Source organism: Mesorhizobium amorphae CCNWGS0123 (assembly GCF_001686985.1).
In the GTDB taxonomy this organism is placed as follows: Bacteria; Pseudomonadota; Alphaproteobacteria; order Rhizobiales; family Rhizobiaceae; genus Mesorhizobium; species Mesorhizobium amorphae.
Genome location: NZ_CP015322.1, coordinates 667,636 through 679,811, shown reverse-complemented (window position 1 = coordinate 679,811; position 12,176 = coordinate 667,636). Strand labels below are relative to the sequence as shown.

Here is a 12,176-nt window from a genome sequence, read left to right as displayed (position 1 = left end):
TTTCGCGTTGAGCTCGAGCTGGTTAGGGTACGGTAGGCATGGATAGACGGCCTGTCTGACGATTAGCTGACGACGCGCTTCTCCTGAATGCAAAAAAACCGACCTAAGCGTTAGCGATCAGGCTGCGGCCTATATCGGCCGCGAAACCTCAAGGTCAGCCAAGCGGCCTTGTCGCGGCTGTCCCGTTATCCGAAGTCGGTCGCAAAGAGATATCAGGCAAGGGCTCGGGTCACAGCTCCCATTCCGCAATAGCGAGCCCTACAAAGGTGGCATCGATCGATTGCGGCTGAGAGTAACGCTATTGTCTGATTGATGGTTGAGGGGCGCCTGCTGCACGGTCTCCACCAACACTCGCCGTCGGCCGGCGCGGATTTGATCCTAACAGATTTCGCACGAGAGGTTGCCAAAGGAGGGTTTGGCGAGGTTGCACGTGCTTGTAGAAACTAAGCTCCGACCGGCGTAAGGAATTTTCTGCAACCATCCTTAATGAGCTGCTCGGCAACTTTGGCTCCTAACTCGGTAAAATCCTTGGAATTGAGGGGCAGCTCCATTGCCGCCTCAAGGCAGTTCCCAGTAGCACTATCAAAGACTGCAGCGGTCAATTTGTGGCCGCCGCTTTCAACAGCCCAGCAGTGCGCCGCAATTGCGCTGTGGCAGTTACCGTTGAGCTGTGCGAGCACCTCTCGCTCCGCCGCCGCGGCATTCTCCGACTCTTCGTTATTAACGATCCTGAGATAAGAGCATCGGTTCAAGTCTTCCCGCCTTATCTGCAGAACCAGAATGCCTTGCCCAGCAGCGGGGAGAACCTCGTCGTAAGAGAATAGTCGCGCGATACGGCTATGAAAGCCAACGCGATCCAAGCCGGAACCAGAAAGTATCAAGGCATCGTGCAGACCGGAATCCAGATTCTTAAGGCGAGTATTGACGTTGCCACGGCTCAACTCAACGGCACAATCAGGGAACAGGCGCAACGCGGCGGCTCGGCGGCGCGGCGCCGATGTTCCAATCCGGACACGTTGTTTTGCCAGGAACTCCTCTTCAGATAGGCCGCTTCGAAGGACAAGAGCGTCTCGAGGATCTTCTCTTGAGAGAAACGCAATTAACATAAGTTCTTCATGCATCTGGACATCTCCCGGAATGTCCTTCAGGGCATGAATCGCGCAGTCGATCTCATTGGCCAAAAGACGACGTTCCAAATCTTTGATAAATGTCCCTTTCCCACCATATAGTTTAAGGTCTCCCTTGATGAGATCACCTTCGGACACAAATGGGCAAATTTCAACCTCAATCCTCGGTTCTACAGCTTTAATAAGGCGCTCAGCAGTCCCGGCCACAACGATTGCCATCGGGCTGCGGCGGGTTCCTAGACGAAGTTTTGGATGTTTCATATTTTAATCTCTAGACAGTAATACTATACCGGTTTCAGATATTTCGTCTTTATCTACTAGAAGGTAGTTTACTTCAAAATCGCCAAAACCGATCTCCGTGATCGGTGCATAGTCGATGTAACTGCTATACGTAAACATTGCGCGTAGCCGGCCACTCGGTTTTCTCTGGAGAAGCTGCTCGACAAACCGCTGTTTGGTGGTGCCTGTCACATCATACAAGGTGGTAGCACCTCTGTTTGGTGAAAAGCGTTTCGGATGGGCTGCAGGTGCATTGAAGACAATATAATCAAAGTCCCCCTGTATACTCGCGAGAAGATCAGAATGAACAACAGAAATTTCGAAGCCAAGCCGATCAAAATTGCGACGAGCATTGTTGCAAGCTTCGACCATAATGTCCGAAGCGACAATGTTTCGGCATCCTCGGAGCCACATGGCGGCAGATAGGTGTCCGCAGCCGGTGCCGATCTCGACTATTCGCGCGTCCGGACTCGGAGGAATGAGGTCGATGGCTCTTAGGATCTTGCGACCAGATTTTCCCTTGGCGGGATTGAAAACACCCGGATCGACATGAAGCCCTATTCCATTGAGGACGATGTCGTCTGCCTCACCGTCGGGGGCTACAGTATCAATGCGCCCGAGGCGCTCTTCAATTCGTGGATCCAACGGCATTGAGACTCCTTCGCGATCAAATTTCAAAGGGATGGACCTGTTACAGCATTTGTGGTCGCGCTTGCCATCATTTTTCTAACGGCGGACCCAGCGCGAAACGGATGACTGCCAGGACTTATGGATTCGGCGAAGCCGACTACGTTGGCTACAGCAGGCGATAATCTCGCCGCATACACGGGAAGCTCGGGGCGAGGTCGCTCCAGGCTTTGTTTGCTTCCCAGCGAGGCTGGCGCTGGGCGGACCGCGACTGTGCCACCAACGCCGAGCGAGCCTCAGCGGTCTTGGTGCAGTTGAGGGAGAGTGTGAGCATGCGGCTTCTCGGAACACTGTGGATTTTCCAACGGCAACTTGGCCCTGGCGGTGCTTTCTCGATTGAACTTGACGCTCGCTGCACGATCACGCCGTACCGCTCAACCTCCAATGCAGGACCTGCGGCCTGCCATCGAGCGGCGTCTCCTCGAAATGCGCGGTGCCAGTAGATGCCACGCGCCAGTAGCGGCCGCCGACACCGATGTTGACCAATCCGTGACTCTTAGCTCAACACCGCCTCGAGCTGGACGCCATGCCCATCGCCGTCGCCGGGAAGCGGGTTGATCAGGGGGGGCAATGGTGATGATCTTTGCCGTCAATGCCTTCCCGAGCACCACGAAGATCGTGATCATATGTCTCGTAAGCGTCCTGAACCGCCGCAGGCTCTCATCTGCTTCGCACTTGGCCATCCGGATCTGAGACAGCGCCGGCTCCGCATCGCGAAATGCCCGGGACGGCGGGTCGACTCTCTGGCCAAGACGCTATTTTCCGGCCGCAATTCCCGCGTCGGCCTTTAACGGATCATGCCGCACATCTTTTAAATGCCTCATCGTCTGGCCCCGTGTAACCCGGCCGGGCCTCCCGACCGAAGGTTCGATGATGATGATCGCCTCTGGAGAATAGTTCGTGTTGTCGAGCGCGGCGGTCTCCACCGTCTTGCCGTGCTCTACTCGTTGCCAATGACCGGCACGCGGCCGAGCGATGTCATGGGCATCGCAGGCCTGCGCGACATGCTGGTCCCTGACGCCATATAGCCTTGCGAGCTCGGTCATCGGCTTCGACCAGACCAGCCGATGAAGCTCGGCACGCGTCATTCTCATCATGTTCTTTCCGCTCGTATCAGTCATGAGCAACGCCAGTCAGCCTGTCGACTCGTTTGACGAACGCCCCTGCCACATCTACATCGTGTGAAGTCTATATGGCCGCTCGGGTCGAGCCATCCAGCCCTATCTTCCTTCACGTCCAGCTGTGCAGCGTTCGCCAGGATGGTGAGTAGTTTGTTGTCTTGCATATTGGCCGTGGGTTAGCAAAGGACAAAAAACAAAATGGCACTCCAAGCAGCATTGGTGCACGGATCGTTTTTAGGGATTTGCCGATAGGCGGGTGAGATCGCAAATGGAGCTATGATCTTCGCCGAATGCCCTTCAAACACAATGCCACCCGGCGTCACGAATACCGAAGATGAAGTACAAGGTGACGAATTGGCCGGAGTACGAAGCGGGCGCCGTCCTGCAACACAGCTTCGCCGCAACGATTGTAATTCCTCCACGTGTGACGGCGGTGGAGAGCGGTGCAATCGGACCACCGGGCCAGAGAGATGGTCACATCAGGGCGATTGCCAATGACGGAAGGTTGAAATGGCAGACTGCCACCGGTTACGGCCGATGCGCCCTGATCGAGACGGCCATCGGCCCAAGGGATTGATCGGCCGGCGCCTGCGCGCGCGCTTCTTTCCGGCTCAGCAGACCGAGGCCGCCATCGCGTGCGCCGTTCTCAATCGCATGACGGCGTGCGCACGCCCGGAGTCCGTCCGCTGCCCGGCACGGCCGACATAGAAGGATGCATCAAAGACCGCGTTGGGTGCAGTTCCGTGGTCATGCACCAACGCCTCTGTCAAGGCCAAGCCGCGCATACCGCGCGATGTCCTGCCGGCCAGCCCTGAACCCGCTGCGCGCGCCGCTATCTCGGCCGTCCGCCAGGACAGAACGCGTGAAAGCACACCCCCAGGACATCGGAGCAGAACGGCCCTTGTCAAATACATCCGTCAAATAGCGGCTCCGGCGGATCCGGATCGCTTCAGCCGGCGACACCTCCAGCAAGGCATTGAGACCGACCATTTCCGGGTGAAGGAGAACATGCCGAAGGTTGGTGACTTCCAGTCATTCATCACAGCGCGACGGACCATCGCGGGTTTCGAGGCGATGCTGTGGTTGAGGGAAGGCTTGCGTTTTTCCGGTGGCTTAACAAAGTGCAAAGGCGGCATGCGATCTGACGAACGGCACCCGGATCTTGCGACATGCCCCCGTAGGAGGCTCGTCAGTTCATCGAAAGCTAGCGCTGCTATGTGCTTAGGAGACGTGGATGTCTGACCAACGAAGATTATCGTATTTAGGGAGAGTGGCGTGGAATCCAATTCCGATCCATTCAATACCAACGCTTGGATGCACCAATACGCTGCCTTGCAAGAACAGCAGCAGCGGGCGAGGCAACAGTCGGACAATATGCCTGCTGGTCAAGCGAGCTTTGAGCGGCAACTGAGCGACTTGCAGCTCAGTTCCTCTGATGAGAGGTCCGGTGATGCTGCTTCGCCCAACACTCCACCCGCAGAGGCGCATGGAAGTATCCAGCGCACTGACGTCGGCGGTTCGATGCGGATGCCGCCGCAATCCAACCTGCGGGACAATCGCTTCAGCAGTACGCGGTACAGCGTCGATTTTCCTCGCCCTCACCTTGGCTCGGCTGAGAAGGCGGTGCAGTCTGATTTGCGTGACAGGCTATTCAGTAGCACGCGCTACACGGCACGATCGGAATCGGGGCCTGTCGCGCGGACAAGAGATAAGAAGAGCGGGGGACTTTGGTCGCGTGTTAAGTCGGGGCTCGGCAATGAGGGGCGGCCTGGTTTGCGTTGGGAAGAAAGCACCTCGCGCTCTGGCGGCGAACATTCGCGCGGCGATCGGGCGGCCGGAGGCAAGCAAGCAGGCGGGCGCCAACGAGCGGGTGCTTCGGATGTGCAGACACTGCCCCCTTCGCTGCGCAGTTCCCGCAAAGGAATCATGTCACGTCTCGGGTCCGGCGTTGGGAAAATGTTCGGTCTGAGCCGCAGCAGCAAGGAATCGTCATCGCAGGCAGTTGTTTCAACGGATTTTCATATCGACTACGCCAAACGCGGTCGGGAGGTGATCGAGGCCAGCCTAGATCCTCAAGAGCGGGAACTCCACCCTGCACACCGCAGGTCCGCAGCAGAATGGGAAGCCGCCACGCCCGAGCCCGTCCATCATGGTAGCACCGACTACCCCATGTCCCCGGTTACGCAAGACTCCGGAGCAGATGCCGCGCCAACCACGGAACAGCTTACGAAGTGCGAGCGAGGTCTGCGCCGTGATGAGATTGAGCAACTCCGTCAGCTGCGTCAGTATCAGCGGCAGCAACTGCGCCTTGCTGCGCAACCCGACCTTCCGCAGGAACATCACGTGCGGCATCCTCAAGCTTGCATAGATATGGCCCGCGACAACCTGTTGGCAGACCGCAATGAGTACGGCTGGGCGCTGCCATTTCTCGATGGCGGTGCGACGCCAGAGAAGAACGCAGGATGGCTTGACAAGTACCTCCAGATGCTGAGGCGCTCCGCCACTTCCCCACAAAGCAATCAGTATCGACCGGATCTGGAACGCTGCACAGACTTGGCCGCGCACTATTTGGTCAAGACCGACTGGTTCGTAGACGCGCCGCTGCAGCAGCTCGTGCGCCTGGGCAGCAACCTGAGCAAGCACCCGCGGAGAGCCACGTGCATGCAGGCCGTAGCCTGGATCGCCGGTGAGGTGCTTGAACACGACGGCCTGCCGGAGCTGAGTGCCAAGAACCTGGCATTGCTTGCGAACGCTTTGTCGAAGAACACCCGCAGCGATCGATGCGAGCAAGCCGTCGCTCGCCTGGGACGCGTCCTGCTGCGTGAGCGGCTGGACCGGGACCTAACGGCACAAGGGGCCAGCCTGGTGCTTAACGCGATGAGCAAGTGGTCCGGCAATCCAGACTGCCACAGCGCTGGTGAACGCCTCGCCGGGCGAATCGCACACGATGCAGCCTTGATCTGGGAGATGGGAGCCCAGGCGGTCGCCAACTCGCTCAACGCACTGAGCAAGTGGCCCGACAGTTCTGCCTCTCAGAGCGCCAGCGAACGTCTGGCTGAACGAATCTCAAACGATGTAGACTTGGTGCGGGACATGGACGCACAGAATGTCGCCAACTCGCTCAACGCGCTGAGCAAGTGGCCCGGCAGCCCCGCTTGCCGAAGTGCCGGCGAGAGCTTGGGCGAACGGGTCGCGAGCGACGACACCTTGCTGCAGGAGATGAACGCCGAAGCGGTTGCCAGCACATTCAACGCCCTGAGCAAGTGGCTGGATAGCCCCGTCTTTCAGATGACTGGCAGACTCATGGCCGAGCGAATCGCCAATGATGCGCCCCTGGTCGAGAACATGGATGAACGACATCTCGCCGAGTTGCTCAACGCCCTGAGCAAGTGGCCCGAGAATCGTTCGTGCAGGAAGGCAGGCAGGCGCTTGGCCGAACGGATCACGGGCGACGACGCGTTGCTGCAGCAGATGAACGCGCGAGATGTCGCCCACTCACTCAACGCCCTGAGCAAGTGGCCCAACAGTTCTGCCTGTCAGAGCGCCAGCGAACATCTGGCTGAACGAATCTCAAACGATGTGGGCTTGCTGCGGGACATGGACGCACAGAATGTCGCCAACTCGCTCAACGCGCTGAGCAAGTGGCCCGGCAACGAGGTCTGCCTGGCAACAACCGAACGTCTGGCCGAATGGGTCGCGAGCGAGGACACGTTGCTGCAGGAGATGAACGCGCAAGAAGTCGCGATGTCGCTCAACGCACTGTGCGGGTCGCCCCATGCGCCAGACTGGCGCTGGACGTCGATCAGGCTAGCTGATCGGACGGGTGGGGCTGACCTTCCCTGGCGCGATTTCGACATGGGCACGCTTGCGCAGGTCGGCAACGCCTTGACGCACCTGTCCCACTCAGCAGTGGATGCGGAGGACGAGGCGGAGGTTCAAGCGCTGGCGCGCGCGAAGCTTCAGGGTCTGGCGGCGCACCTCGACCTGCATCGGGATCGATTCGAGACGGCGCAGGCCCAGGACATCGCCATGATCTTCAAGGCGTTGGCCCATGAACAGCTGCAACGCGAGATGCGACCACTGGCCGGGCCAGCCTTAAACAGGGTGGCAAACCTGTGCCGCGAAACGCACTTGCGCGAGACGGACCTTGAATCGGTGGGCAACCTGTGCCTGGGCTTGCTGCCCCTGGCCCGCAGCCAGGAACTCTCGCGCCATCACCGCCAGGCACTGTCCGTCTTCGATGAAATGCAGCCGATCGTCGCGCGCAAGATCGATCGCTTTCTGCAGGGTCAGCAAGCCGATGACGCACCCACTGTTGCGAGCGCTGCGCCCGCCGACGAGCTGCACGCCACGCGCTGCCCGGCACTGACGTCCTATCAGGTGCTCAAGACCTACGCAGTGGTAAGCAGGCAGTGGAAGCCGCGCAATGTCGAGGGGCAGCGCTCGGCCGTGCGAGCTCGCCGTGAGCAACTGGCGACCTGGGTCACGGAGACGCTCGGGCGCACACGCGAGACCATCGAGTCGGACCTCGGGCAGATGAGCTGGAACCTCATCGCGCAAATCGAAGCCGGCGATGAAGTTCTGAACGCGCTGGACCTGCACATGCTCGCGCACTTCGAGCAGGTCACGCAAATCCATGCGCCCTCCGATTTCAGTGTGCAGGACGTGCATCAAAGCATGCGAACGCGGCCCGGCCGACCCCAGCCGCTATCCCCTGGCGCAGGCGACACCAGGCGCGTCGTGGTGGACATGCAGGGACAGATGCTCAAGAGCAACATGGATGACGAGAGCAAGCCGTACTCCCTGTTTGCGCGCCTGACCGGTCTGCCCCTGGTGGAGGTGCAACTGCCTGGTTCGCTGTCCGCGTTCATGCTGGCGCGCACCTTCAATTTCCTGGGCGAGCCGTGGCGCTTCGATCTGTTCGGCGGCAGCCGCTTGAGCCGAGGGGGCCAGCAACGGGCGTCCGACATCCTGTCCGGCGGCGCGAAGGCGCCGTCGATGCTGCCGGCGGTTCGCTATGCCGACACGGCGCCCGGCAGCGCCCTGATGCAGCTGGCCGCAAAGCTCGCGCCGCAGCGCGAGGACTGGTCGCGCATGCAACGCGCGCTTCTGGAGATGGTGCCCCACGACCACGTGGTCGAGGGCACACTCAGGATAGGCTTTATCGACGACGTCCCGGGGCCTCAACATCCATTCAAGTTGGCCGGACCGGGCGGTCAACACATCGCCTTGTGCCCCAACGACGGCTGCGGCTTCCTCAAGTTCGAGGTCGCCATGCGCATTCCCGCGGTCCGCAAGCACTACGACGCATGGGCGGCAATGCGAACAGGTCATGCTAGCGAAGAGCAACGCAAGCTCGTAGCCGAAGAGAGCGAGCTCAAGAGGCTGGCACCGCAGGCACTGCAGCACTTCCCATACGACGTGGAAGCTATCGAGGAAGCGCATCAAGCAATGCAACGCCGCCTGCGCAATTTGGCTCGGCAGCAAGGAGATTCTTCTGTCGGACGGCCGGGCCTCGGCATCGATTCGACAACGCTCTACGACCTTACCGTCAGCGGCGGCTATGCGGGGCAGAAGATACGTGCCGTGCCGTCCGCCGACGACAAGGTGCATTTGCCACACCAGCGCAGCGCTGCCTTCGACCGCGCAGGCGGCGCGCTGCTGCTCGGCAAGCCGCCGTACGACAAGGAGAACCTGCTGCCGGTGCCCGAGGAACGGGTTGCCACCGTAGCCCAGGGGGATCCAACAGCTCAATTCCTGTCAAGGTGCTTTGCCATCCAATACAGCTACGCCGGATTCAACGACGACTCAGGCGAGGATGCCGAGATGCTGCACAGCAAGGGCATGCTCATCATCCCGCCCAAGGGGTGCTGGTCGCCCGCTCACGAGGACATGGACCTGGTGTGCTCGAAGGAGGACCTGAAAACCTTGTCACGCTGGACCGACGGGCGCGACCGCGCCGCCGCCCCTAGCGACATGCTCAGCACCGGCAGCCTGCGCGTCAAGGAGATCGTGCAGCCTGGTCGGCTGGGAGCGTTGCCTATCAATGAACTGCGCAAGCGCAACATGGATTGCGACGGCGATGATGCCTTCGTCTATGCAGGCTATCCGAAGCTGGCAGCGCTGATCGAGCGCGTGATGGACGGGCGCGCCGCTCGGCGTAGCCAGCCCCGTTCCTTCAAACCCCCGAAGACGGCCACGCCGGCATTCGACGACAGTGGTCACTACCAGCCTGGGCGTGCGTCCGAGATCCTAGCCGAGCAGCGCGGACGCAAGCTCATGGGTTCAGCCAGCACCCTGGCGACGCGCTTCCTGTCGCAGCCCGACGACCTGCGCGAGGCGATGGCGCACAGCATGATGTTCGGCACTTACGACGGCGTCGAACGGTCGCTGCGAAACGGCCTGAGCGCCGTTCTCGAGAGCCCACAGCCCGACCGGCAGGCGCTGTATCCATTGGCAATCCAGGCGCACCAGGCGATCGGCCGCGCGCACATGCACGAGGCGCGCGAGGCGGCCCTGCTGCTGTATGGGGAGGTCTTTCGGCATTACCAGGCCTCGGGGCAGCCCATGGCGTCGGGGCCTGCCGAGGTTTCCGCAGCGCTGGCCCAACGATTCCCGGACTTGGCACAGGCATACGTCCAGGCCGTCGACACCCCGGCACGTATCCATGCCATCCTGGACAACTACCCGGTGTGCCGGCTGTCGCACGAGCGGTTCCCCGATGGGCAGCCCGGGCTGGTCCCCGGTGAGCCGGAGCTGACGATGCGCAACCTCTTCACCATAGCCATCAAGGTCGGCACCGACGCTCTGAAGTCCGATACCGGCACCGCGCTGTTCTCCAAGGTGATCGAGGCATGCGAACGCCAGGAGGCGAAGTTCCCTGATCGTGTGCGCAACGTGCCGCACGGCAAGGAGACGGCCCGTGCGATGCGGCACAACCGCTTCGATGCCGATCAGGTCAAGTCCGTGTTGCAGCGCATGCCGACCATGGCTTCTGGCGTCATGCATGACGCCGTGCAGTCGCTGCAGCAGGCGGGCATGCTGGCCCGGCCGCCGGCACCGTCTGCCCGGCTTGGCAAGACGCCTCGCGCAGAAGTTTCACGAGCCGCCGGAGCGCTGTTCGATCGCGCGCGGCAGATGGATCGCGAGATCACGCCGATGCTGCAGCAGGTCGTGTCCGCCTTCGGGGGTGATCTCGCTGGCCTGGAACACCGGCAGAAATCCAAGGGCTCGCTCCACAAGAAGCTTGACTCCCTGATGGCGGCGAAGAACAAGAACCTCGAGGAGGCCGTCGCCGATGTCAACGACGCCCTGCGCTACAGCGTGGTGCTTCCGCCGCAGAACTTCACCGAGGGCTGCCGCCGTATCCTCGCGATGTTGGACCAGCAGGGGCACGCCAGGACGAAGCTGACCAACCACTTCACCAAGAGCGAAGCATTCAGCGCGGTGAGCGTCACGTTGCGCAACCCGGCCGGTGCGCCATGGGAAACCCAGTTCCACACGGCCGAGACCTTCGCGCTGAAGGAGCGCTATCACGATGTTTACAAGAGCGCTCAAGACATGCGCCTGAAGGGCGCATCAGCCGAGCAACTGCGCGCACTTACGCGCGAGGCTTGGCTCGCCTTCCGCGGCATCCCGATGCCGCCTGGATGTGACGAGATCGAAGACTGGCAAGAACATAGCTACGCCCACGGCGCGGAATCGTGGAACGCGCCGAGTTTCCAGGCCAGCGACACGCGACCGACTGGCGTGCAGGACTGGGTTGGCGACGCCAGCACTCCTGGCTACGACGGGCACAGGCCCGCACTCAGCGTGCCGTCCGCGGCATATCAGGCGCCTGCACAGGGACTCGGGGGCGCATCGCTGCCCGACTTGCCCGTCGGTCCGTTGACGCACACGCTCCATACGTTTTTGGAGCAATTCAATGCCGAAGTGGGACAAGCCAGTGGCCAAGGACTGAACTGCCTGCTGGACACGGTTCTTCAAGTTGCCCACAACACGAAGCGGCAGGACCACGAAACGCCGCAGACTGGGCAACTTCGGCAACAGGTTCGGTCGCTGCGGAACAGTCTAGTTCAAGTCGGTGCAGTCGATCCGCATGGCGAGATCGACCTTTACGGCGCTGAGGGCGTCGGGGTCTTGCTGGCGAACAATCTTGGCGTGAGCATTCAAGCCATCGAAGCTGATGCGAATGGCAGGCTGACCGTGCATCCTGTCCTGGGTGAAGGTCGACTGGTACACATTCTGCACACGCCGGGGCATTTCCAGCCGCTGTGGCCTCGGCACTAAAGAATGAAAAACCCCAGCGCCGTTGCCGTTTCCTCATAGGAAGGCGCCAGCGAGCGGGGGGTGATCTTGGTCTAGGCGATGGGCGGCAGCGTGCCTCGAGGAGGAGATGAAAAATGCGGCTCAGTAAACTTATTTTCAAAGACAAGGTTTCATCGATGCTTTCTCCCGCAACAGGCAGGAAAGGCCTCGGCTTCAGACTGGGGTCAGAACAAGGTGTGCACCTGAGTGCCCCGTCACCGACTGTGATCTGCAACTTATCTTTCAGGCTCGCTGGAACTGGAGAAGGCGCAACGACGCCCACCGCGTCGGATGCGCCGCGCCAAGTAGAACACGAGCAACGGCAACGAGCCCGGTGATCTCTGATAGGTCGTGTCGCTCCAACCGCCAATTCGGTGCCAACCAGCGCCCGGTTCGCTGATGATTATCAATTAGGGTGGCGCGATAGATTCCATAGCCAACCTTGATGAGCAGCCCCTCGTCGCACATACGGGCCAGATAGCAGCGGGGAATCCGATCTCAGTCAGCTCGCGCATTCGCACTCCACTCTTTTCACCGGCAAATGCGACAGCGCAGTCTCGGAGGGGTGGCTTAGGCCGCCGGCCAATTGGATGCGCTCCGCGCTCTCGCGGTCACGCTTGCGATTCTTGACGGAAGGTTCTGGCGTAGTTTCGAG

General features: G+C 60.7%; 5 protein-coding genes and 2 pseudogenes. 3 read left to right on the top strand and 4 right to left on the bottom strand.

Going from position 1 to position 12,176, the window contains the following annotated elements; all coding sequences use genetic code 11:
• Positions 1 to 443 precede the first annotated feature (443 nt).
• The 4 genes from hemC to A6B35_RS32970 all read right to left on the bottom strand — a co-directional run bounded on the left by hemC (position 444) and on the right by A6B35_RS32970 (position 3,214).
• Entirely contained in the window at positions 444 to 1,388 is a 945-nt protein-coding gene (gene hemC / locus A6B35_RS32975) for a hydroxymethylbilane synthase (protein ID WP_081482078.1), read from the bottom strand.
• A gap of 3 nt (positions 1,389 to 1,391) precedes the next feature.
• Complete coding sequence (locus A6B35_RS35170; RefSeq protein ID WP_081482079.1) at positions 1,392 to 2,057, bottom strand: methyltransferase; 666 nt, start codon at positions 2,055 to 2,057, stop codon at positions 1,392 to 1,394.
• Positions 2,058 to 2,453: 396 nt separating this feature from the next.
• Positions 2,454 to 2,579, bottom strand: a complete 126-nt coding sequence (locus tag A6B35_RS37280; protein ID WP_006200702.1) for a hypothetical protein — start codon at positions 2,577 to 2,579, stop codon at positions 2,454 to 2,456.
• Positions 2,580 to 2,848: 269 nt separating this feature from the next.
• Positions 2,849 to 3,214 carry a hypothetical protein gene (locus tag A6B35_RS32970; protein ID WP_065518398.1) on the bottom strand — a complete coding sequence of 122 codons (366 nt, stop codon included), beginning with the start codon at positions 3,212 to 3,214 and terminating at the stop codon, positions 2,849 to 2,851.
• Positions 3,215 to 3,572: 358 nt separating this feature from the next.
• On the opposite strand from A6B35_RS32970, the pseudogene A6B35_RS35165 reads away from it, so the two are divergent.
• From A6B35_RS35165 to xopAD, 3 genes and pseudogenes are all read left to right on the top strand, one after another.
• A pseudogene (locus tag A6B35_RS35165) lies at positions 3,573 to 3,922 on the top strand (IS5/IS1182 family transposase); the annotation flags it as partial.
• Positions 3,923 to 4,171: 249 nt separating this feature from the next.
• Positions 4,172 to 4,333 (top strand): annotated as a pseudogene (locus A6B35_RS35160) (DDE-type integrase/transposase/recombinase); the annotation flags it as partial.
• 156 nt (positions 4,334 to 4,489) lie between these two features.
• On the top strand, positions 4,490 to 11,503 hold the full coding sequence (gene xopAD / locus A6B35_RS32955) for a XopAD/skwp family type III secretion system effector (protein ID WP_202799446.1): 7,014 nt from the start codon (positions 4,490 to 4,492) through the stop codon (positions 11,501 to 11,503).
• The last annotated feature ends 673 nt before the right edge of the window (positions 11,504 to 12,176 follow it).

Coding starts and splice junctions, on each gene's coding strand:
- A6B35_RS35170 (WP_081482079.1), bottom strand. CDS start 2,057: ATGCCGTTGGATCCACGAATTGAAGAGCGCCTCGGGCGCATTGATACT.
- A6B35_RS32970 (WP_065518398.1), bottom strand. CDS start 3,214: ATGACTGATACGAGCGGAAAGAACATGATGAGAATGACGCGTGCCGAG.
- hemC (WP_081482078.1), bottom strand. CDS start 1,388: ATGAAACATCCAAAACTTCGTCTAGGAACCCGCCGCAGCCCGATGGCA.